Here is a 22,846-nt window from a genome sequence, read left to right on the forward strand (position 1 = left end):
ACCGTTCGATGACATCGGTTACTTCAACTCCCCGTGATTTTTTGTTCAGTGTCGCGCGGTTCCGCCCGACTAGTCAAACCCGTTCTTGGGCCGAAATGTCGCGAAATCGTGAAACTATGGGCTTCGTCGCTACACAAAGTCTTGAGATTTTGCCATCAAGGACGGCATCGGGCGCATTTATGCTCTCGAATGGTATCAAGGAGATATTTTCCGGTGTCCGAGAATCAAAGCCGTCTGGATCTGTTCATCGATCGCATGGTGTCTCAGCGCGCTTGTCTGGATCACGCAATCCGGCACACTGCGGGCATGACAGGTCCGGTGTTCGAATTGGGTTTGGGCAACGGGCGTACGTATCACCATCTTGTGCAGCACATGGATGGTCGCCCGGTCTATGTGTTCGAACGCGCGGTGGCCTCGCACCCCGACTCGACCCCGCCCGAAGATCGCGTGATTCTGGGTGATGTGCGGGATACCCTACCTGCATCGGTTGAACGGTTCGGTGCGTCAGCCAGCCTGATCCACGCGGATCTTGGCGGGCACAATCGCGAAAAGAATGACAAATTCGCGCGGTTTGTATCTCCGCTCATCGAGCCTTTGCTTGCTCCGGGCGGGCTGATGGTCTCGAGTGATCGGATGTATTTCGAAGGGCTGACCGAGATGCCGTTGCCCGAAGGCGCCGTCGAAGGGCGCTGTTTCATATATCGCCGCTGACCGAAAAGGAGTAACGGCATGATTTTCTACGATTGCTCCACTGCTCCAAACCCTCGTCGTGCGCGGATGTTCATTGCCGAAAAAGGATTGGATATCGAAACGCGTGAGGTCTCGATTGCGAAAGGTGAACAGTTGAGCGAAGCCTTTCGCGCTGTGAACCCACGGGCCACGATCCCGGTTCTGGTAACGGATGACGGAACCGTTCTGACAGAAAATCTGGGTATTGCGGCTTTTCTGGAGGCACAGTTTCCGGAACCGCCTTTGATGGGCCGAACCCCCGAGGAAAAAGGTTTGGTTCTGATGTGGAACGCGATCGTCGAACATCAGGGCGGGGCACCGATTGCCGAGGCATTGCGCAATGGACATCCCGCCTTCAAGGATCGCGCCATTCCGGGCCCTTCCAATCATGCCCAGATTCCCGAACTTGCACAGCGCGGGCGCGAGCGTGTGGCGTCCTTCTTTGAAATGCTGGAAACACGTCTGACGGAAAGCCCGTTTGTGGCCGGTGACGTGTTTTCCCTGGCGGATATCTCGGCTTTCGTTTTTGTCGATTTCGCCCGCGTCATCAAGATGCGTATCCCGGAAGACAACGCGGCCACCCTGGCGTGGTTTCGAGCCATCCAATCTCGTCCAAGCGCAAGTCTGTAAACCTGCTGAACCGTGCCGGGTTGCGTTGTGATCAGCACTGTACAGAAATGTCTAGACAGATGTGAACAGTGCCACTAGCGTCTCCTCAGATTCTGTTCAGGGGAGGTCGGGATGAAATCCCAATATCGCGTCGTGGTCATCGGAGGAGGCGTTGTCGGGGCCTCGGTTCTGTATCACCTGGCCAAGTTTGGCTGGTCGGATGTCGTCATGTTGGAACGGCGGCGGCTGGCGTCTGGGTCGTCCTGGCACGCAGCGGGAGGCATTCATGCTTTGAATGCCGATCCGAACATGGCGTCTTTGCAGGCCTATACCATTGATCTGCTCAGCGAGATCGAGAAGGAATCAGGCCAGAATATCGGCCTGCACATGACCGGTGGTCTGACGCTGGCGGGAACCCCCGAGCGGTGGGAGTGGTTGCAGGCCAATTACCGTATCTTCCAGTCCATCGGCATTGATGACTGTGAACTGCTGAGCCCTGAAGAGGCGCAGAAACGCTGCCCGATCATGTCCACCGACGGCATTCTGGGCGCGATGTGGGCCGACCGCGAAGGCTATATCGACACCACAGGCACCGTGCAGGCCTATGCTACCGCCGCGAAAAAGCGCGGGGCGGAATACTACGAGGAAACCAAGGTCGAGGAACTGATCCAGACGGCGGATGGCTGGCAGGTGGTGACCGACAGGGGCACGATCACCTGCGAACATGTGGTCAACGCCGCCGGCCTGTGGGCCAAGCAGGTGGGACGCATGGCAGGGGTCGAACTGCCGGTCTCGCCGCTGAAACACCATTACCTGATCACCGACACGGTGCCCGAGGTCGCAGCGGCCGATTTCGAGATGCCGATGACCGTGGATCTCGAGGGCTTCACCTATATGCGGCAGGATCAGAAGGGTGTTCTGGTCGGAATCTACGAGGTCGATCACGAACACTGGGCCATGGACGGCGCGCCGTGGAATTATGGCGAAGAGCTGTTCCAGGAGCAGCTGGACCGTATCGAAAACGAACTGACGCTGGGGTTCGAACGCTATCCGGCGATCCAGAACGTGGGCATCAAGACATGGGTGAACGGTGCGTTCACCTTCTCGCCCGACGGCAACCCTCTGGTCGGTCCGGTGCCGGGCAAGCGCGGTTATTGGACCGCCTGCGCGGTGATGGCCGGGTTCCTGCAAGGCGGCGGCGTCGGCAAGACGCTGGCCGAATGGATGATCCATGGCGAACCCGAGGCCGACGCGTGGCCGATGGATGTGGCGCGCTATGGCGATTTTGCACAGAACAAGCGCTACATCCGCGAGACGACGGGCCAGTTCTATTCCCGCCGCTTCGTGATGACCTATCCGAACGAGCAACTGCCCGCCGGACGCCCGTTGAAAATGGCACCGGCGCATGATGCGATGACCGAGGCAGGGTGCAAATGGGGCGTCAGCTGGGATCTCGAAGTACCGCTTTATTTCGCGCCGAAAGGGTTCGAGGAAACCCCGACACTCAAGCGTTCGAACGCGCATGACATCGTGGCCGAGGAATGCAAAGTGATCCGCGAAGGTGCGGGCCTGCTGGATATTTCGGGCTTTTCGCGGTTCGAGGTTTCCGGTCCGAACGCAGAAGCTTGGCTGGACAATGTCATGGCCTCCAAGCTCCCCGGCCCGGGTCGTGCGAAACTGGCCCCGATGTTGGGTGAGGATGGACGCCTGAAGGGTGATCTGACGGTGCTGAATTGGGGCGACGGGACCTGGTGGATCATGGGCAGCTATTACCTGCGGGCCTGGCATATGCGCTGGTTCGACGATCACATGATGGATGGCGTCAATATCCGTGATTTGGGCGAGGAATATTGCGGCTTTGCCGTGGTCGGGCCGAAGTCACAGGCGGTTGTGGAAAAACTGGCGGAACAGGATATCTCGGGCTTGAAGTTCATGGGGTGCGGCGATTTCGATATCGGCCTCGTGCGCGCCCGCGTCGCCCGCATGTCGGTGACCGGAGAAAAGGGCTACGAGATCAACTGCCGCTATGGCGACCATATCAAGCTGCGCCGCCTCCTGCTGGAAGCGGGGGCCGAGGAAGGCATCCGCGAATGCGGTTTCAACGCGATGCTGTCCACGCGGCTTGAGAAAAGCTTTGGCATCTGGTCGGCGGAGTTCACGCAGGCCTACACACCGGGCATGACCGGAATGGACCGCTGGATCGACTGGGACAAGGACTTTGTTGGAAAGGCGGGCGCGCTTGCCGAACGTGACGGCAACGGCCCCGCGCAAATTCAGGCGACACTGGAAATCGATGCTCTGGACGCAGATGCCAGCGGATACGAACCGGTCTGGGCCAATGGCGAACGCGTTGGGTTCGTAACCTCGGGCGGCTACGGGCACTATACCGGTAAGTCACTGGCGATGGCCCTGATCGATCGGGACAAGGCGGAACCGGGCACGGAACTGTCCGTTCACGTGGTGGGGGTTGAACGTCCGGCGCGTGTGATCGCGCCGTCACCTTATGACCCCAAAGGCAAAGCGATGCGAGGCTGATCATGACTGCTGCAGAGCGCGGGCGCCGACGGCGGGGGCGGGGGGCTGAAGCCGCCCCGCAGCCCGGTCGCGATGTGAACTATCGCCAGCTCAGGAACCCTTTCCCACAGATGGAAGTGTTCCCGGCCGATCAAATCGCGGATATGCATGACACCGCCTTGCGGACACTGGAAGAGTTGGGGGTAAAGACCCTGCTGCCCGAGGCGCGGAAACTGTTCAAACAGGGCGGCGCGCGGGTGGATGAAGACACTGAGATGGTGTTTATCGGGCGCGAGATGGTTGAAGCCGCAGTCGCGTCAGCGCCCAAATCCATCGCCTGCCGCGCCGGCTCGCGGCGTCGCGATTTTACTCTCGAACTGGGCTCGCTGGTGTTTCAACCCGGAGCCGGTGCGCCGAACGCAACCGACCTTGAGCGTGGTCGGCGCCCGGCGACAGGTCAGGATTATCTGGAGTTTTTGAAGCTCACGCATCATTTCGACGTGTTCCAGATGATTTCGCCACAGGTCGAGCCGCAAGATGTGCCGACCCATCTGCGTCATTACTTCACGACTCGGGCCCAGATGGAACTGACAGACAAGTTTCCGTTCTTCTTTTCGCGCGGAACCCCGCAGGTGATGGACTGCTTTGAGATGCTGACCACGGCCCGCGGTCTTTCGGATGATGCGTTCCGGGGCCATGCGCATTGCTATACTATCATCAACACCAACAGCCCGCGCACCTTGGACATCCCGATGGCGCAAGGTCTGATCGACTTTGCCCGCCACGGTCAGATGTCGATCATCACGCCGTTTACCCTGATGGGCGCGATGGCGCCGATTACTGTGGCCGGGGCGATCACCTTGTCTCATGCCGAGGCCCTTGCCGCGCTGACTTTGACCCAACTTGCCAATCCTGGAGCGCCGGTCTGCTATGGCACGTTCACCAGTAACGTGGACATGAAGTCCGGCGCGCCCGCTTTTGGGACGCCGTCGCACTTTCAGGCATCACTGGCTGCGGGCCAACTGGCGCGGCATCTTGGTTTGCCCTGGCGGTCGGCTGCCGGATCGGCGTCAAACACCAACGATGTACAAGCCGCCAACGAAAACCAGTTTGGGCTTTGGGGATGCCTTATGGCCGGGGCAACGGTGATCATCCACTCCGCAGGCTGGTTGGAAGGCGGTTTGACGGTTTCCTTCGAAAAGCTGGTCTGCGACGCGGAAGTGCTGAATATGGTCGCCGAACTGTGCGCAGGTGCGCAGGCGGGGCCGTCCGAGATCGGGTTTGAAACTGCATTGAGTGAGGTTGAACCCAGTGGCCACTTCTTCGCATCAAGCCAGACGATGGAGCGCTATAATACTGAATTCTATCAACCGCATGTCCATGACTACGCCAATTTCGGCACGTGGGCCGAGCGTGGTTCGGTGGACGCGAACCATCGGGCAACGGATGTTTGGAAAGGCATTCTGAACGACTTCCAGGCGCCCGCTGTCGACAATGATCGGACAGGTGATTTACATGACTTCATTGCCCGTCGTACCGCCGAGGGCGGTGCCCCACCGGAGAGCTGAATGAGCCCGAAACCGATCCTTCATCGCGATGACCCCGAGGCCGAACCATTGATCGGCAACATCAAGGTCACGCGTGACGACTGGCTGAACGTGGCGATGGATGTGCTGATTTCGGACGGGGTGGACCAGATCAAGGTCCTGAACCTGGCCGAACGGATGGCAGTATCGCGGTCGTCGTTCTATTGGTACTTCAAATCCCGGCAAGAGTTGCTGGATGCGTTGCTGGCGCGCTGGCAGGCCACCAACACCGCCGCCTTGGTCGCGCAGGCCGAAGCACCGGCCGAGACGATAACGGCGGCCGTCTGCAACGTTCATCGGTGCGTGGTGAACACCGATCTGTTCGATACTGCGCTGGATTTTGCCGTACGTGACTGGGCGCGAAAATCGGGCAAGGTGCGGCGTATGCTGGATCAGTCGGACGCCCGCAGGCTGAAAGCGCTGCACGCCATGTTCGCCCGCTACGGCTATTCCGAGATCGAAGCCGAAACCCGGGCGCGCGTGCTGTATTACATGCAGATCGGTTATGATCTGGCGCAATTGAACGAACCTATCGAGATGCGGCTGTCGATGGTGCCGCATTACCTTTACGCCTTTACAGGTGTCGAGCCGAAACCCGAGGAAGTTGAAGAATTCAGCGCGTATTCCCTGCGCTTTTGGAAAGGAAACCAGACATGAGCCAACCAGACGCAATCATCATCGGAACCGGCGTGATCGGCGCGGCCATTGCGTTCGAGATGTCCAAGGCGGGATGGAAAACCCTGTCATTGGACCGGAATTCTCAGGTCGGGCACGGTTCTACCGCGGGGTCCTGCGCGATTATCCGGATGCATTATTCCACATTCGATGGAACCGCGTTTGCCTGGGAAGGCTACCACTACTGGCGCGACTGGGCCGAGTACCTTGGCTTGCCGAAAGACGCCAACCTTGCGCAGTTCCGCGAAACCGGCTGTCTGGTCATGAAAACCGAGGCGAACGGGATGCTGGAAAAACACATGCGCAATTCGTCCGAGCTGAATTGCCCGTTCGAAGAATGGTCAGATGAAAAAGTGCTGGAACGCTTGCCGGTCTATTCGCTGGACAGCTTTGCCCCCGCGCGCCGTATGGACGATCCTGAATTCGGCCAACCCAACGGGCGTAAAATGACGGGCGGGGTGTACTGGCCTCAGGCGGGTTATGTCACCGACCCGGCCCTGTCGGCTCAGAACCTGATGGATGCCGCGAAACAGCATGGGGCCGAGCTGCGCACCGGCGCTGAAGTCACGGAAATCCTGACCGAGGGCGGGCGCGTTTCCGGCGTCAAGCTGGCCTCGGGCGAGGAAATCCACGCCAAGGTTGTGGTCAATGTGGCAGGACCTGGTTCGTCCATCATCAACAAGATGGCCGGCGTTCTGGACGATATGACCATCAAAACCCGACCCTTGCGGCAAGAGGTCGTGCACGTTCCAGCCCCTGAAGGGTTCGATTTTGAACACGACGGAACCATCGTTTCGGACAGTGACATTGCCTGCTATTGCCGCCCGGAACACGGCAATCACATCCTTGTCGGATCTGAGGATCCGGAATGTGATCCGCATCAGTGGTGCGAGGACGATGTGAACTACAATCGTGAATTCACCGATCAATGGACCACGCAGGCCATGCGGTATGCGCAGCGTGTGCCCAGCCTTGGTATTCCATCGAAAACGCGGGGCGTGGTTGACCTTTATGATGCGTCTACCGACTGGATTCCGATCTATGACAAATCCAGCCTGCCGGGGTTCTACATGGCCTGTGGTTCAAGCGGAAACCAATACAAGAATGCGCCCATTGCGGGCAAGATGATGGCGGCACTGATCGATTACTGTGAAGGTGGCGCCGATCACGACGCGAAACCGTTGCAGTTCGAATTGCCATACATCAAGCGGACAATCGACGTGGGCTTCTACTCGCGCAAACGACCGATCAATGAGGAAAGCAGTTTCTCGGTTCTGGGCTAGTCGCGTTTCGCGAACGGTCTATGTCGTGTGTGGCTGTCAACAAGCCCGGCCCTGACATGACCGACCGAAAGACAACCGTATTGATCCTTGGCAGCGCCCCATCGGCGCTGGAGGCGCGGGCATGGTCGCGCGCGCCTTTCACGCATATCGTCGCCATCAACAACGCATGGCGCATCCGAGAAGACTGGGATTACCTGATCCACCCCGAAGACTTCCCGGCAGAGCGCCGCCCTGAAAAAGTTCTTGGCACTCAACACATAGTCACTGCCGACGAATACGTCCCAAGACAGAATGACTATGGCGGGTTCGTTTATGCCGGCGGAACGATGGCTTTCACGGCAGGCTATTGGGCTTTGTCAGCCCTGAAGCCGGATGTTCTGGCTTTTTCCGGTTGCGACATGATGTATTCAGGATCGGGGCGAACACATTTTTACGGAAATGGCACTGCGGACCCTTTGCGAAAGGACGTGACACTGCGTTCGCTTGAAGCGAAGGCCGCCCGACTGGGGCTTTTTGCAGCCGCTCAGGGGTGCAGAACCGTACGGTTATCCGACGCGCCAAGCCGGCTGGTGTTTCCATCCGTCAACCTATCTGACCTGACAGCCGCACCGCTTCGCGATTTTGCAGCCATGCACAGTGTGCAGCGAATGGAAGATGATCTTGGCTATTATGTAGCCTCGGGTCGGTATTGGGAAGTTGAGCACCGGTTCGACCCTGCTGCGATTGACGCATTGGATCGGATGTGGCTTAGGGCCTATCGGCTTGCCGTATCGGAGAACGCGGCCTGACACCGTTCAGGCGGCGGCGAAGGTAACCCAGGCCCAAACCATCGCAACATAAGTCAGGTTGTGCATCAACTGATCCAAACCTGCGGCGCGCCAAAAAGCGGGTTGCGTTGGCTCAAGTCGCTTTTTGTCTGAATAGCTGGCCTTGATGAAATCGATATTGAAATGGATGAACCATTCCAGCGCCCCGACAATCAGAATAAAAACCAGCGGCGCGCCGAACACCAAAAAAACGACGACAGAACCCACAACATGCACAGCGGCATGTTGCGCGCGTCCCAAGTGAAAATACTCACCCCGACCGGATAGCATCTTCGGTGTCTGGAGGTAGTAGTCAGCGAACATATGCTTGATCAGCAAAAGACAAAGCATAAGAAACACTGCGCCAATACTGGCAGTCAAAAGAACCCTCCCGATATCGTTCTGACGCCAACATTAGGCAATAAAACGGGCACGCGTAAATGAACTAGTTCACATTCGGTCAAGAAATTTTCCAAAAGGGAAAAATTTGCTTATCCTGTCTGGATGATATTTGATTCATGCTGTTGAAATTGCATGCATTGCGTTTAATCCACGTCGAAGGTCAGCAGCAGGGGCAGGTTCCATAGAACGCACAATTTTCCGCTTTATCTGGAAATACTCCAAGCGCGAACAGCTGGTCCTGCTGGCCGTGACGGCGACGCTGTTTCCTTTGCTGTATCTCACACTTGAGTTGCCAAAACGAATAATCAATGACGCGATCGGGTCGTCCACCTCTGAGGTGACGATCTGGGGCTATTCCATGTCGCAGACCAATTTTCTGGTTGCTCTGTGCTTTGCCTTTCTGGCGGCCGTGCTGTGCCATGGCCTGATGAAAATGCGCATCAACACCATGAAGGGCGTGCTGAGTGAACGGATGCTGCGGCGCTTTCGCTATCAGTTGATCAGCCGGGCGCTGCGCTTTCCTCAACCCTATTTCGAGCGTGTCAGCCAGGGTGAAATGGTGTCAATGATCACCGCCGAAAGCGAGCCGATGGGCGGCCTGATGGGCGACGCGATCAGCCAGCCGGTTCTTCAGGCTGGCCAAATGATCACCATACTTTCCTTCCTGTTCCTACAAAGCGTCTGGTTCGGGCTGGCTGCCGTGGCGCTGATACCCTTGCAGGCCTGGTTGATCCCCAAGCTGCAACGCCAGATCAACCTGCTGAACAAGAAACGCATTCAGGAGGTTCGAGTTCTGGCGGCGCAGATTGGCGAGAACGCGGCGGGCGCGTCCACCCTGCGGACCAATGGCGGCTGGCGTTTTCGCCGGTCGATGATCTCAGAGCAATTGGGACGCCTGTTCGGCATCCGTTTCGAGATCTATCAAAAGAAGTTCTTCATGAAATTCCTGAACAACTTCATCTCGCAGCTTACACCGTTCATGTTCTATCTGGTTGGTGGTCTGTTGGTGCTTCAGGGCTCGGTTTCGCTGGGGGCGCTGGTTGCCGCATTGGCTGCGTACAAGGATCTCAGCTCACCTTGGAAGGAACTGCTGACCTATTACAACCAGACCCAGGACATGTCGCTGCGCTGGGATGTGGTCATTGACCGTTTTGCCCCGGCCGGAATGCATGATGAAACCTTGTTCGAAAGTGAACCCTCCGAGTGGCCACACCTGAACGGCGACATCGTGCTGGACCACGTTTCGGTGCGTGACATGGATGGCAATCAGGTGCTTGATGATCTGGACCTCAGTTTTCCTGCCGGAAAGACAATTGGGATCGCCGCCCCCAGCGAGGAAGATCGACGCGCCATCGGCGAATTGCTGACACGGGAAATACGTCCCAGTGCTGGCCAGGTTCGGATCGGAGATCTGAAACTGGCCGAGTTGCATCAGGTGGTTGTCGCCGCGCGTATCGGGTATGTCACATCACGCCCTGTCATGTTCCAGGGTACGCTGGGCGACAACGTGATGATGCCGATGCGGTTCAAACCGCTGACTGACCCGCCGGACGACCCGGATTTTCTCGAAACCTTGAGGGCAGGCAACAGTGCCGATCCGTTTGGGGCGGAATGGCTGGACCCAACTCTGGCCGGCTTTCAGGACGCCGCAGAACTGCGTGCCTGGTGGTTGCAGTTGATTGATGGAATGGGGTTTGGCGCAGCGCTGTTCCAACGGGGCGCCGAACAAAGCTTCGATGCGGCCGAGCATTGTGAACTGGCAAAGAAACTGATCGAGCTGCGCCCGGTCGTGCAGCAGGCGGTTCGGGATGCCGGGCTGGAACAACAGGCGCTTGTCTTTGACCGGAACACCTATAATGCGGCCCTGCCTGTGGCTGAAAATCTGCTTTTCGCAACGCCACGTGTTCCTGTGACACAGGCTTTGCTTGCGCAGCAAAAGGTCTTTCTCGGACAGTTGCGTGAACTGGGGCTGGACGAGACATTGATCGCGTTGACCCGCGACGTGATCGACATGCTGCGCCAGATCTTCGGGATGGATGGAACCGACCACCCGTTATTCCAAAAGCTTGGTCTTGATGCAAAAACCTATGAAATTGCGGTGGATCTGGTGGACCAGACCCGCAAAGAAGGTTCGGACGGGCTGGATGACGAACAGCTTGCCAACATGTTGGCGGTGCCATTTGTGATCTCTGCCGAACAGATCGGACCTGCGTTCACGGATGAACTGAAGGATCGCATCCTCGAACTCCGGCACAGCCATTCCGAGAAACTGATGGAGCGTTTGCAAGACGTCTTCGTTCCATTGGATCCGAACGTCTTTGCGCCCGGATTGACGGTCATGGAAAATGCGCTGTTCGGAAAAGTCAGCCAGATTGGCGGTTCCCGTTCGGACGAAGCCCGCAAGGTGATAGTGGATGTGTTGGCTGAAAACGGCGCGCGCCCATTGGTCACAGAGCTGATCTATGATGTCCAGGTTGCTCTCGGCGGTCAGAATCTTCCGGCGGTGTTTGCCGAACCCTTGGCCTTTACCCGAGCGACGATCAAGAAACCTGACATCCTGATTCTGGAAAACGCGCTGGCCAGCTACGACATGAAAACGCAGGTGGCGGTCTATAAACGGCTCCGTGAACTGCTGCCGGACACCACCGTCGTCTATCTGAATGATCAGTTTGAAAACCCCGGTGCATTCGATATGTATGTGGAAATCCGGCAAGGTCGTGTGGTCTCGGACGGAGGGCCTGTGGCGGTGGAGGAAGACAGTGCAGCATCGGCGGATTTGACGCGGAAACTGCGCGCTCTGGAACAAACCCCCTTGTTTTCGGGTCTGGACCGGCGTCAGCTGCGCCTGCTGGCCTTTGGTGCGCGCTGGTTTGATGCCGCGCCGGGGCAGGTGGTGTTCTTGAAAGATGACCAACCCACCGACGGTGCCTATGTGGTGCTGGAGGGCGAAGCAGGTTTGTATCTGCCGCAAGAACAGGGGCCTGACCAATTGATCACCAAAGTCGGGACTGGTGCTTTGGTCGGAGAGTTGGGCCTGATCAGAAAAGAACCACGTGCGCTGAGCATGGTGGCGGAAACCCAGCTTTCCTGCTTGCGGATCGGTGAAGAAGAATTCCTTGCCGTTGTGGAAAACGACGCGGCGACCGCATTCAAGCTGTTGCAGGTTATCGCCGGCTATGTGTCCAATTAGCGATCAAGAGTCCGTGTTGCAGAACAAATCATAAAGCAGGCGGATCACTTTTTCCGTGGCGCCGTCGCGCAATGAATAATAGACCGTTTTGCCTTCCCGGCGCGTCGAGACCAACTCTTCCTCGCGCAGGCGTGCCAGCATCTGGCTGACGGCAGCCTGCCGCAGCTGAAGCAGCTCTTCAAGTTGGCCGACGGATTTTTCACCACCGCCAAGATGGCACAAGATCATCAGGCGCCCTTCATGTGCCAGTGTTTTAAGAAATGCAGCCGCGCGTGCAGCGTTGTCTTTCATGTCCGGCGGAGCGTCTGTTGGGTGTGCCTGAGGTTCGGTTTCGTTAAGTGCCACTTTCGGACCGTCATATCGCGTTTCGTGATGCCAATATGCATCAAGGCCATTTGTATTGTCACCCCTCGGTTGCCGGGGCGCCCCCTTGAAAAGCGTTGCCTTCAACGTAATCGCATGGGTCCTCCTGCATTTGCAGATGCAACCCGTCGCCGTCATATGGGTGCGCGCGGGCCAGGTCTTCATCGACATCGATCCCAAGGCCCGGAGCATCCGGGGCGGCGACAAAGCCATTCTCGACCCGGATCGAGCCCTTGATCAGTAGATCGTGGAACGGTGTTTCGATGGTTTCCAGAAGCAGCAGGTTGGGAATGGACGCCGCCAGATGAATATTGGCGGCCCATTCCACCGGACCGGCATAGAGGTGCGGTGCCATCTGCGCGTTGAAGACCTCGGCCATGGCGGCGACTTTCTTCATCTCCCATATTCCGCCTGCACGCCCCAGCGCCGGTTGCAGGATTTCGGCGGCTCCGGCGCGCAGGACGGCTCCGAATTCGGCCTTTGTGGTCATCCGTTCTCCGGTGGCAACCGGAATGCGTACATTGCGCGCGACGCGGGCCATGTCTTCGATATTGTCCGGCGGCGTAGGTTCCTCGAACCACAGGGGTTGGTATGGTTCCAACGCCTGCCCCAGCCGAATTGCACCGGCTGTGTTGAACTGGCCATGGGTGCCGAACAGCAGATCGGCCCTGTCCCCCACGGCCTCGCGGATCGCTTTGCAGAAGGCGACGGACATGGAAATGTCGCTCATCGCGGGCATGTGCCCGCCGCGGATGGTATAGGGGCCGGCCGGGTCGAATTTCACGGCGGTGTAGCCACGGTTCACCATTTCCGCCGCCGTTTCACCGGCCTGTTCGGCAGAGGTCCAGAAATCGTTCAGGTTGTGCTGGGGCAGGGGGTACAGGTAAGTATAGGCCCGGATCCGGTCATTCATCCTGCCGCCCAGCAGCGCATGCACCGGCCTGTCGCGATCTTTGCCCAGAATGTCCCAGCAGGCAATTTCCAACCCCGAGAATGCGCCTATCACCGTCAGGTCCGGCCGCTGCGTAAAGCCGCTGGAATAGGCGCGGCGGAACATGAGTTCAATGTTTTCGGGGTTTTCTCCCAACATATGCCGGTCGAACACGTCCTGAATGACATGACGCATCGCTACAGGGCCCACGGACGAGGCATAACACTCACCCCATCCCGTGATGCCGGTATCGGTCGTCACTTTGACAAGTATCCAGTATCGCCCTCCCCAGCCCGGGGCGGGCGGGGCGGTGACGATGACGTCGAGATCCTGAAGTTTCATCCCAAATCCTTTCGGTGGGTCAGGTCCTGTCGAACAGGATCACATTTCGCTTGGCCGATCCGGTTTTGGTGTCGGCGATGGCCTCGTTGATCTGATCCAGAGACCAGCGGCCCGAGATCAGCTCGTCCAGTTTCAGCCGTCCCTGCTTATACAGGTCCACCATCCAGGGTATGTCGCGCTGAATGACCACGTCGCCCATTTTCGACCCGACGACACCCTGGCCCAGGGCTGCCAATACAACGGGTTCATAGCTGGCCATGTCACCGGAATGTGGCATTCCGATCATGATCGCCTTGCCGCCGCGCCCAAGATAGCGCGGAGCCTGATCATAAGCGGGAATCGCGCCGACGGTGATCAGAACGGCATCGGCACCGCGCGCCCCCAGCGCCCTGTATGCGGCTTTCCATGGTTGATCCAAGCTGGCCAAAACGCCGTGGGTTGCGCCGAACTCTTTGGCGATCTCAAGCTTTTCTTCGGTCATGTCCACGGCCACGATCCGCCGCGCGCCTGCAATCCGCGCGCCTTGAATTGCGTTCAGGCCGACCCCGCCCGCCCCAATGACCACCACGTCCTGACCAGGGCGCACGCCTGCCGCATTAACCGCAGCGCCGACCCCGGTGATCACGCCGCAGGACAGCAGGCTGGCCAGTTCCTTAGGCAGGTCATCCGGGATTTTGACAATCTGGCGGTGGCTTACCACGACCTTTTCAGCAAAGGCCCCGCATGCCATCGCCTGTTCGAGCGCGCCGCCATCGCCTGTTTTCAATGGACCTTTGACAGTGTCGTAAGGTGTTTCGCAAATTGTCGGTTGCCCGCCTGCACAGGCAGGGCAAGACCCGCAGGCGCGGATCAGGGTCACCACCACAGGGTCGCCGACCTTGAAATCCCCGGCCGCGTCTCCGACTGCGGTGATCACGCCTGCGGCTTCGTGCCCGTAAACCGCTGGCAGGAACCCTCCCCATGCGCCTTCGGCATAGGAAATGTCCGAATGGCAGATGGCCACGGCATCCAGTGTCACCTGGACCTCGCCCGTGCCGGGGGGGGCCAGATAAATGTCTTCGATCACCAATGGCTCGCCAAATGCCCGGCAGACTGCGGCTTTGATTTTTTGCATGTTGTCCCTCACTCCCGTTGGGTTCACGGTGGCGCGGGAAAAGGCGGCTCGCAAGGCAGAAACCGCCATTTGCGTGTCGTTGTTACGCCACGACAGGCCGGGACCGTCTAAACAGTAGGAACCCTGCCAGCATCAACAAGAGTGCCAGCAGAAACGGGGCGCCAGGCAGGTAGAGCGGGGTGTCAGGTCGAATGAACTGCGCGAATACGCTGGTCATCACCAACGGTGAGATCACCATCGAAAGCGCATGCAACGCAGTCAGGACACCCTGCAATTCACCTTGCTGAGAATCTGGTGTGGCCCGTGACATCATCGCCTGAAGGGCGGGCGTGATGACCGCCCCAATGGCGGTAATCGGAATGAGAAGCAGTGCTATCAGGCCGTTGGTCAGAAAGGCCAGAATGGCGAAGCTTATGATTTCAAAGATCATGCCATAGATGATTGTTGCCCGCTCGCCCAAAAGCCGGATGGCCGGGCGGATCAGACCGCCTTGCACGACGGCCATGCCGATGCCATAGATTCCAAGCGACAGGCCGATCATCTGCGCGGACCAACCGAAGCGCTCGGTCGTGAAATAGGACCAGATGGCCGGATAGACGTAGATTGAAACCGAATACAGGAAATAGACCCACAGCATAGGCCGGATGCCGGGCAATGATGCTATGGCGCGAAGCGAGTTCACCGGGTTCGCGCGCCGCAGGTTGAAGGCACGCCTGTTTTCATCGGTCACCGTTTCGGGCATCACGAAATATCCGATGCAGAAGGTCAGCGCCGCCAAACCCGCAGCAGCCCAGAATGGTGCGCGGGTTCCAAATTCGCTTAGCAATCCGCCGATCACCGGACCCAGAACGAACCCCACGCCAAATGCCGCGCCCAGAAGGCCGAAATTTGCGGCCTTGTCTTTTGGGTCGGACACATCGGCCATGAAAGCCGCCGCCGTCGAATGGGTGGCCGCCGTTATGCCGCCGACGATACGTCCGACCAGCAAAAGCCAGATGCTGCCCGCCAAGGCCATGACGACGTAGTCCAGCGCCATGACGAACAAGGACACCAGCAATACCGTTCTGCGCCCGTAAGCATCGGAAAGGTTTCCCAGAATGGGGCCGAAGATGAATTGCATCGCGGCAAAGGCTGTGCTCAGCACACCGCCCCAGATCGCGGCATTGGCCAGGGTGCCGCCCTGAACCTCGACGATCAGTTGCGGCATGATCGGCATCACAAGACCAATGCCCATAGCATCGATCATGACGATGCAGAGGATAAAGAAAAACGGCAGACGCATGGGACCTGAACACATGAGTTGTGAGCGGCACCCTAGTCATGCCCGACGAATGAGGGAAGAGACAGTTCCGCGGGACACCCCATGTCGTTGCGGCAGGTTGTTAGAGTTTGCCCGCCAGTTCGGACAGAAGCTCAGCCAATTCCTGCGGATGTGAAAAAAACGGCGAATGCGAGCTGTCGATTGTACGTCGAAGGTTTTCGGGGACGCAGGCGCTCATGTCTGCCTGGTACTCGGTCGGTATCGTGTGGTCGTCGGTTGTTCGGATATAGGCCTTGGGGACCTTGGAAAAGCGTGGGCCGACAGGCAGCGGTGTTTCTTGTGGCAGGATGGCTTGCGGACACAGGCGCGCGTATGCGTATGGCAGGACGTCGTCCGGGCAATCGTGATAAAACAGCTGTGGGATCGCATCCACTGACACGGTATAGGAAAGCCCGTCCGCAGATTTTTCCACTGCGTGCGCAATGGTTTGCCGTGGCCCGCGCCTGCGCATTTCCGCCATCGAAAGACCATCCCGAGGGACATAGGCACACAGGTAAATCAAGGCGCGCATCGCATCCGGGCGGGCCTCGGCCGCTGCGCTGATCGGAAAGCCGGCCCAGGAATGGCCGACGACGATCGTATCGGGTGTACAGGCGTTCAAAATGGCATCGCGGCAACCGTCCAGCGTGACGTCGGCCACCGGCGTGGGGTCTGCACCATGGCTGGGCATGTCGATGGCGCGGGCGGTATGGCCCAGGGCTTCCAAAGCGGGGATCAGGTCGCGCCAGCACCAGGCGCCGTGACACGAGCCATGGACCAACAGGAAGGACGCCATTGTCATTCTCCTTCAGACATGTCCGATCTCGGTCAGAAATCCGGTCAGGATTTCTGCGTATTCCGCGGGATTCTCAACGCAAGGCAAATGTCCAGCGCGGCGGATCAGCCGAAATCGGGATCCGGGCACAAGATCAATCGTTTCCCGCACCAGATCGGGTGGGGTCGATCCGTCTTCGCTGCCCGCAATTCCAAGCGTGGGCAGGCGCAGGCCGCTTGTGGGGGTATAAAAGTCGGTACCGGCAATGGCAGCACAGCAGCCCAGATACCCTTCGACTGGTTGGCTGACCATCATATCGCGCCAGGGCAGGTAATTTTGGGCGTGGCGGAATTCGCGCGAGAACCAACGCTCCATCGTGGCATTGGCCAAAGCCTCGATCCCGCCCTTTCGCACCGCCTGAATGCGCTCTTGCCAGATCGAAGGCGTGGCGATCTTGGCAGCGGTGTTCGATAGCACCAGCGCACGAATCTGGTCCATGCGTTTGATCGCCAGCCCCTGCGCGATCATCCCGCCAATCGAGAGGCCGACAAAGACGCAATCGCGAACCTGAAGGTGATCCAGCAGCGCCTCGGCATCCCGCACCAAAGCGCCCATCGAATAGGGTGCAGGGGGCACCGAGGATTGCCCGTGCCCACGTTTGTCATACCGGATGATGCGCAGCCCGTCGGGCATGTATGGCACCACCGCGTCCCAAAGATGCAGGTCGGTTCCCAGGGAATTGGCAAACACAATGGGTGCACCGTCCGTGGGGCCGTCGATGCGATAGTTCAGTTTCACGTCGCCCAGATCAGCGATCATCATGACAAAGGTCCTTGTCGTCATGCCGTCCTGACGTAATTTGCACGGCTTTCGCACCGATGTCAGGTCAGGAATTCCAACGCCTTAGCAAATATTCCCGGATCGACATTCCCGCCCGATGTGACGACGATCACGTCGTCGCCTTCGATCTCGTCGCCCCGGAAAAGGGCCGCGGCCAGTGCTACGGCGCCGCCGGGTTCCAATACGATTTTAAGGCGCAGAAAGGCATATGCCATGGCCTGCAATGCCTCGTCTTCGGTGACAGAGAGTCCGGGGCCGCAAAGACGGTGAAGGATCGGAAAGGTGATGTCGCCGGGCTGCGGTGTCAGGATCGCATCGCATATGTTACCCGACGCCGCATTGTTGTTTTGAATGCGACCTGACGCCAAGGATCGTTTGACGTCGTCGAACCCTTCCGGCTCACAGGGGCGCGCCCGCAAATTCGGCGCGTGTTTCTCCAGCGCCAGCGCAATGCCCGAGGTCAAACCTCCGCCGCCGCAACAGATCAGAACATCCGACTGCGAAACCCCAATTTCCGCTGCCTGCCTGGCGATTTCCAGCCCGGTTGTGCCTTGTCCCGCGATGACTTGCGGTTCGTCATAGGGGCGGATCAGGGTCAGACCACGTTCAGCAGCGATGGCTTCGCCTATTTCCTCCCGTTTTTCATTCGCGCGATCGTACAAAACGACTTCGCCGCCCAGCGCGCGGGTGTTGTCGATCTTGAGCTGCGGCGCGTCCGACGGCATGACAATGACCGAGGCAATCCCATGTTTCGAAGCGGCCATCGCAACGCCTTGCGCATGGTTGCCCGATGAATATGCGATCACACCACGCTGGCGTATGCCTTCATCCAGCGCCGAAATGGCCGACCACGCGCCGCGAAACTTGAAACTGCCGGTATGTTGCAGGCATTCCGGTTTGACCCAAATGCGGCGGCCCGCAAGCGTGTCGAGAAAGGGCGACGACAGGATCGGCGTTTCGCGAACGTGTCCTTTCAGCCGTTCTGCGGCGGCTTCGATCATCTCAAATGTGCTCATGCGGCGTTCTTCAATACCTTCTGTATCAGGTCCAGTGATTGGACTTCGTTCAGGAACGGAACATGCCCGCGATCCGGTACCTCGACCGAGATCAGCTCCGGGTGTCGATGCCGCATCTCGGCCAGAGTGTCCGCGCCCAGAACATCGGAATTCGCGCCCCGGATCACACCGGTGGGAATGCCACGCAAGGCTTCGAAGAACACCCAAAGATCAGGGGCTGCCGCGCTTGCAGCTTGTTCAAGAAGCGCCTTGCGCAGGGCTGGATCATATCGCAGCTTCAGCCCGTCTTTGCGCATTTCATACTGAAATTCTGCCTGCTTGCGCCAGGTCTCCAGTGGAACACCGGGAAATTGTGGCTCCATTACGTGTTTCAATGCGGCGGCGGCTTCATCATAGGTTTTGGCGGTGGGCTGCGCCCCCACGTAGGCCATGATCTTGGCGATGCCCGACGGCTCGATAACCGGACCCACGTCATTCAGAATTACGGCGGCCAGACGTTCGGGGTGGCTTGCGGCCAGCGCCATGGCGATCAGCCCGCCGCGCGATGTTCCCAGAATGACTGCTTTCTCGATCCCCAGATGATCGAGCAGCTCAATCGCGTCATGGGATTCGCGGAAGATATTGTAATTCATGAAGTCGGGGTCGTATTCCGAACGCCCGCGCCCCCTGTAATCCATGGCGATCATGCGCAGGCCCGAGGCATGTGGCGCAAAAAACGAAAAGTCGCGGCTGTTTCGGGTCAGACCGGCCAGGCACAAAAGCGGCGTGCCGGTGCCGGACTCTTTGAAATAGATGCGCCTGCCGTCCGTTGTCATGAATTCTGACATCAGAGACCGGCCAGCTTGGGAATCGAGGTCAGATCGGACAGCACATGCGCAGGTGTCCAGGGAAGGCGATCCATGGGTTCACCAATCCGATTGACCCATGCGGTCACAAAACCGTACCCGCTGGCCCCGGCAGCGTCCCAGCCGTTCGAACTGACGAACAAAACGTCATCGCGTGCGCAGCCAAACCTGTCTTGCACCAGATCATAGACACGGGCGTGGGGTTTGAAGACGCCGACGCTTTCGACCGACAGTACATCATCCAATACATCGCCGATTCCGGCGGACTTCACGGCTCCGTCCAGCATCGGGGGCGACCCGTTGGACAGGATCGCCGTTTGCAGCCCACCATCCTTGAGGGCTTTCAGCATGGCCGGAACTTCTGGATAGGCCTGCAATTCCCAATAGAGATCAAGCAGACGTTGGCGCAGCCCCGGGTTGCCTTGCAGGCCTGCGGCCTCCAGAGCCCAATCCAGCCCGTCCTGGGTAACGTCCCAGAAATCCGCATGCGCATCCGCCACGGCGCGCAGCCATGTGTATTGCAGTTGTTTCAGACGCCAATGCCCCGCAACGGTGGTCCATTTGTCTTTCAGGGCTTCGAAACCCGGCTCGTCTGCCGCCTGCCGGGCAGCCGCGGCAACATCGAACAATGTTCCGTAGGCATCGAACACACAGGTCGTGATCGGCATATGGTCCTCCTTAGATTGCGCGCAGGTTGGCACATCGGCGCAGAGGGTGAAAGAGCCGAGGGTTTACAACATTGTGTCAACCTATAGGGTTGGCCGCTTAACCCCTTGGAACGGCCGGAGGCCACGATGACCGAAATCAAACAAGGCGACACGGTTCGCATCCACTACACCGGGACATTGCTGGACGGCAAAGTCTTTGACAGCTCGGACGGGCGTGATCCGTTGGAATTCGTGGTCGGGTCGGGCCAGATCATCCCGGGGCTGGACCGTGCCATGCCGGGCCTGTCCACCGGGGACAAGACGCGGGTGGAAATTGCCTGTACAGACGCCTACGGCCCGATCAACCCTGCGATGCGTCAGGAAATTCCCCGTGAAGGCATTCCAGACGACATCCCCCTGGATCCCGGGACACAGTTGCAGATGCAAACGCCAGAAGGTCAGGCCGTGCCTGTAACGGTTGTGGATTCAAACGAAGCCACCGTTACTCTGGATGCAAATCACCCGCTGGCAGGGCAGGATCTGGTTTTCGAGATCGAAGTCGTTTCAGTCAACTGAGACATGGTTCGGGCCGGATGTCCGGCCCGGATCTCACCCTATCAGAGCGTGAATCGCGGCCCTTACCTGTGGCTGCGTAAAGAAGACGAACACCAGCAACAGTGAAGTCAACGTAAGCAATAGCACCCTGGCCCGTTGGCTGAGAAAGCCGGGCTTTCGCCGGCTTTGCGTCGCGCGTGCATTGTTTGCAATGATTTGGTCAAGTTTGCTCATATCGATTACCTGCCGCCTAATGATGGTGAAATCTGGGCAGCGGCAGGGAAAGATATGGTCACATGGATTCGGGCTGAGGCATGCCCAGAACGTGGAAGCCACCGTCAACGCGGATGATCTCTCCCGACGTACAGGCACCTGCATCTGACGTCAGGTACACAGCCGTTCCGCCGACAGCTTCAAGTGTGGCGTTAGAGCGCATCGGTGCATTCTGATCGCAGAATTTGTAGGTCTTGCGGGCACCGCCGATCGCTGCACCGGCGAGGGTTCTCATCGGCCCTGGGGAAATCGCGTTCACGCGGATGCCATCGGGGCCAAGATCGTTGGCCAAATAGCGCGTTGCCGATTCCAGCGCAGCCTTTGCGACACCCATCACGTTGTAGTTGGGCACAACCCGGTTGGAGCCCTGATACGTCAGGGTCAGCAGGGAACCGCCATTGTCTTTCATCAACGGATAGGCGCGACGCGCGACCTCGATGAAGGAATAGGCCGAGACATCCATCGAATGCTTGAAATTCGCACGTGTGGTATTCAGGAACCGACCTGTCAGCTCGGACTTGTCCGAATAGGCGATAGCATGCACCAGGAAATCTATGGTGGGCCAACGTTCGGCCAGCTCGCCAAAAGCGCGATCCAGCGACTCGTCGTCGGTGACATCCGCATCGACCATGAAATCGCTGCCCAAGCTCTGAGCCAGCGGCTCCAGCCGCTTTCCGAATGCCTCGCCCTGATAGGTGAATGCCAGTTCGGCGCCAGCCTCGTGCATGGCCTTGGCAATGCCCCACGCAATCGAGCGGTCATTGGCCACGCCCATGATCAGGCCGCGTTTACCTTTGAGAAGATCCGACATTACTTTCACCCGTTATACTTTGAAAGAACCATGGACCCGTTCGTGCCGCCAAAGCCGAAGCTGTTGGTCATGACACTGTCCAGTCCTGCGTTTTCAACCACTTGAGTTGCAATTTCACCGGGCTGAATGCCTTCGGCAAGCGTGTCGACATTGATCGATGGAGTAATGAAATCATTTTCCAGCATCAGCAGGCAGAAAATCGTCTCAAGCGCGCCCGCCGCGCCCTGAGCGTGGCCTGTCATCGACTTCGTCGAGGAGATGGGGGGTACATTGCCTTCGCCAAAGATGCGGCGCACCGCCTCTACCTCACCCACGTCGCCGACGGGGGTCGAGGTGCCGTGAGCATTGATATAGCCGACCTTGCGCCCCTCGGGCAGGGTACTCAGAGCTAGTCGCATCGCGCGCTCGCCGCCCTCACCTGAAGGAGCAACCATGTCGTGACCATCTGAAGTTGCGGCATAACCTGTAACTTCAGCATAAATTTTGGCGCCGCGGGCCAGAGCGTGGTCCAGCTCTTCCAGAACAACGATTCCACCGCCGCCCGAAATCACGAAACCATCACGGTTTTCGTCGAACGCGCGCGAGGCTTTATCGGGTGTGTCATTATATTTCGACGACATCGCGCCCATTGCGTCGAACAGGCAGGAAAGCGTCCAGTCCAGTTCTTCACCGCCGCCGGCGAACATCACGTCCTGCTTGCCCAGCATGATCTGTTCGGCCGCGTTGCCGATGCAATGCAGCGAGGTCGAGCAGGCCGAGGTGATCGAATAGTTGATGCCCTTGATCTTGAACGCGGTCGCCAGATTGGCCGAGATCGTCGAGCACATGCATTTTGGCACGGCAAATGGCCCGATCCGCTTGGTCGCGCCCGTCTTCAGAACGGTTTGATGCGCCGTCAGCATCGCGCTGGTCGAAGGTCCGCCAGACCCCGCAACCAGCCCGGTGCGTGGATTGACGATCTGGTCTTCGGTCAGACCAGAATCGGCAATCGCCTGGCTCATGGCGATATGTGCATAGGCGGCCCCTGGACCCATAAAGCGCAATGTGCGCTTGTCCACATGCTGGGCCACGTCGATCTTGAGCGTACCCGCGATCTGGCTGCGAAAACCATGTTCTGCCATCTGCTCGCTGGCCACGATCCCGGATTTACCTGCTTTGAGCGAGGTCAGAACCTCTTCGGCATTGTTCCCGATCGAGGACACAACCCCCAGACCGGTGACGACTACTCGACGCATGTGCG

21 protein-coding genes are annotated in these 22,846 nt (G+C 58.6%); 9 read left to right on the forward strand and 12 right to left on the reverse strand.

Annotated elements, in window-relative coordinates:
* Nucleotides 1-189: 189 nt before the first annotated feature.
* From ACR3E6_RS09085 to ACR3E6_RS09115, 7 genes are all read left to right on the forward strand, one after another.
* Nucleotides 190-711: a class I SAM-dependent methyltransferase gene (locus tag ACR3E6_RS09085; protein ID WP_171636701.1), complete on the forward strand. Its 522-nt coding sequence runs from the start codon at nucleotides 190-192 to the stop codon at nucleotides 709-711.
* Between the two features lie 18 nt (nucleotides 712-729).
* A complete protein-coding gene (locus ACR3E6_RS09090) occupies nucleotides 730-1,359 on the forward strand; it encodes a glutathione S-transferase family protein (RefSeq protein ID WP_480486808.1) in 630 nt (209 codons plus the stop codon).
* Nucleotides 1,360-1,470: 111 nt separating this feature from the next.
* Nucleotides 1,471-3,873, forward strand: a complete 2,403-nt coding sequence (locus ACR3E6_RS09095) for a GcvT family protein (RefSeq protein ID WP_209834859.1) — start codon at nucleotides 1,471-1,473, stop codon at nucleotides 3,871-3,873.
* A gap of 2 nt (nucleotides 3,874-3,875) precedes the next feature.
* Complete coding sequence (locus tag ACR3E6_RS09100) at nucleotides 3,876-5,420, forward strand: trimethylamine methyltransferase family protein (protein ID WP_480486810.1); 1,545 nt, start codon at nucleotides 3,876-3,878, stop codon at nucleotides 5,418-5,420.
* The gene (locus ACR3E6_RS09105) at nucleotides 5,421-6,095 is read left to right on the forward strand and encodes a TetR/AcrR family transcriptional regulator (RefSeq protein ID WP_171636708.1); all 675 of its coding nucleotides are present in this window, start codon (nucleotides 5,421-5,423) and stop codon (nucleotides 6,093-6,095) included.
* Nucleotides 6,092-7,396: an NAD(P)/FAD-dependent oxidoreductase gene (locus tag ACR3E6_RS09110; RefSeq protein ID WP_210093567.1), complete on the forward strand. Its 1,305-nt coding sequence runs from the start codon at nucleotides 6,092-6,094 to the stop codon at nucleotides 7,394-7,396. Before ACR3E6_RS09105 ends, ACR3E6_RS09110 begins: the two co-directional genes overlap by 4 nt.
* Nucleotides 7,397-7,452: 56 nt before the next feature.
* The gene (locus tag ACR3E6_RS09115; RefSeq protein WP_480486812.1) at nucleotides 7,453-8,184 is read left to right on the forward strand and encodes a hypothetical protein; all 732 of its coding nucleotides are present in this window, start codon (nucleotides 7,453-7,455) and stop codon (nucleotides 8,182-8,184) included.
* Nucleotides 8,185-8,190: 6 nt separating this feature from the next.
* Here ACR3E6_RS09115 and ACR3E6_RS09120 read toward each other — a convergent pair whose 3' ends face one another.
* Nucleotides 8,191-8,553, reverse strand: a complete 363-nt coding sequence (locus ACR3E6_RS09120; RefSeq protein ID WP_480488114.1) for a DUF3307 domain-containing protein — start codon at nucleotides 8,551-8,553, stop codon at nucleotides 8,191-8,193.
* A 244-nt stretch (nucleotides 8,554-8,797) separates the two neighbouring features.
* Between ACR3E6_RS09120 and ACR3E6_RS09125 the strand changes: the two genes are divergently transcribed.
* Nucleotides 8,798-11,794, forward strand: coding sequence for a cyclic nucleotide-binding domain-containing protein (locus ACR3E6_RS09125; RefSeq protein WP_480488116.1), 2,997 nt, complete (start codon nucleotides 8,798-8,800; stop codon nucleotides 11,792-11,794).
* A gap of 3 nt (nucleotides 11,795-11,797) precedes the next feature.
* Here ACR3E6_RS09125 and ACR3E6_RS09130 read toward each other — a convergent pair whose 3' ends face one another.
* The 9 genes from ACR3E6_RS09130 to ACR3E6_RS09170 form a co-directional block, all read right to left on the reverse strand.
* Nucleotides 11,798-12,085 (reverse strand): ArsR/SmtB family transcription factor, encoded by a 288-nt coding sequence (locus tag ACR3E6_RS09130; RefSeq protein ID WP_171636950.1) that lies wholly within the window; start codon nucleotides 12,083-12,085, stop codon nucleotides 11,798-11,800.
* 112 nt (nucleotides 12,086-12,197) lie between these two features.
* Nucleotides 12,198-13,430, reverse strand: coding sequence for a mandelate racemase/muconate lactonizing enzyme family protein (locus ACR3E6_RS09135; RefSeq protein ID WP_209834866.1), 1,233 nt, complete (start codon nucleotides 13,428-13,430; stop codon nucleotides 12,198-12,200).
* Nucleotides 13,431-13,449: 19 nt separating this feature from the next.
* The gene (locus ACR3E6_RS09140) at nucleotides 13,450-14,544 is read right to left on the reverse strand and encodes a Zn-dependent alcohol dehydrogenase (RefSeq protein ID WP_480486814.1); all 1,095 of its coding nucleotides are present in this window, start codon (nucleotides 14,542-14,544) and stop codon (nucleotides 13,450-13,452) included.
* Between the two features lie 82 nt (nucleotides 14,545-14,626).
* Nucleotides 14,627-15,826, reverse strand: coding sequence for a TCR/Tet family MFS transporter (locus ACR3E6_RS09145; RefSeq protein WP_171724489.1), 1,200 nt, complete (start codon nucleotides 15,824-15,826; stop codon nucleotides 14,627-14,629).
* Between the two features lie 100 nt (nucleotides 15,827-15,926).
* Nucleotides 15,927-16,640 (reverse strand): alpha/beta fold hydrolase, encoded by a 714-nt coding sequence (locus ACR3E6_RS09150; protein ID WP_171636722.1) that lies wholly within the window; start codon nucleotides 16,638-16,640, stop codon nucleotides 15,927-15,929.
* Nucleotides 16,641-16,652: 12 nt separating this feature from the next.
* Complete coding sequence (pcaD, locus tag ACR3E6_RS09155; protein ID WP_480488118.1) at nucleotides 16,653-17,441, reverse strand: 3-oxoadipate enol-lactonase; 789 nt, start codon at nucleotides 17,439-17,441, stop codon at nucleotides 16,653-16,655.
* Nucleotides 17,442-17,500: 59 nt separating this feature from the next.
* Nucleotides 17,501-18,475 (reverse strand): threonine ammonia-lyase, encoded by a 975-nt coding sequence (locus ACR3E6_RS09160; protein ID WP_480486816.1) that lies wholly within the window; start codon nucleotides 18,473-18,475, stop codon nucleotides 17,501-17,503.
* A complete protein-coding gene (locus ACR3E6_RS09165) occupies nucleotides 18,472-19,302 on the reverse strand; it encodes an alpha/beta fold hydrolase (protein WP_480486818.1) in 831 nt (276 codons plus the stop codon). Before ACR3E6_RS09165 ends, ACR3E6_RS09160 begins: the two co-directional genes overlap by 4 nt.
* Nucleotides 19,302-19,988 carry a haloacid dehalogenase type II gene (locus ACR3E6_RS09170; protein WP_480486820.1) on the reverse strand — a complete coding sequence of 229 codons (687 nt, stop codon included), beginning with the start codon at nucleotides 19,986-19,988 and terminating at the stop codon, nucleotides 19,302-19,304. Before ACR3E6_RS09170 ends, ACR3E6_RS09165 begins: the two co-directional genes overlap by 1 nt.
* Before the next feature lie 126 nt (nucleotides 19,989-20,114).
* Between ACR3E6_RS09170 and ACR3E6_RS09175 the strand changes: the two genes are divergently transcribed.
* On the forward strand, nucleotides 20,115-20,543 hold the full coding sequence (locus ACR3E6_RS09175; RefSeq protein ID WP_171330048.1) for an FKBP-type peptidyl-prolyl cis-trans isomerase: 429 nt from the start codon (nucleotides 20,115-20,117) through the stop codon (nucleotides 20,541-20,543).
* 271 nt (nucleotides 20,544-20,814) lie between these two features.
* Here the strand turns inward: ACR3E6_RS09175 and ACR3E6_RS09180 are convergent, their stop codons facing one another.
* Together ACR3E6_RS09180 and fabB are read right to left on the reverse strand one after the other, a co-directional pair.
* Entirely contained in the window at nucleotides 20,815-21,606 is a 792-nt protein-coding gene (locus tag ACR3E6_RS09180; RefSeq protein WP_171636730.1) for an enoyl-ACP reductase FabI, read from the reverse strand.
* A 5-nt stretch (nucleotides 21,607-21,611) separates the two neighbouring features.
* Nucleotides 21,612-22,841: a beta-ketoacyl-ACP synthase I gene (fabB, locus tag ACR3E6_RS09185; protein ID WP_171117367.1), complete on the reverse strand. Its 1,230-nt coding sequence runs from the start codon at nucleotides 22,839-22,841 to the stop codon at nucleotides 21,612-21,614.
* Between the last annotated feature and the right edge of the window lie 5 nt (nucleotides 22,842-22,846).

This window comes from Ruegeria sp. AL3 (assembly GCF_056536065.1).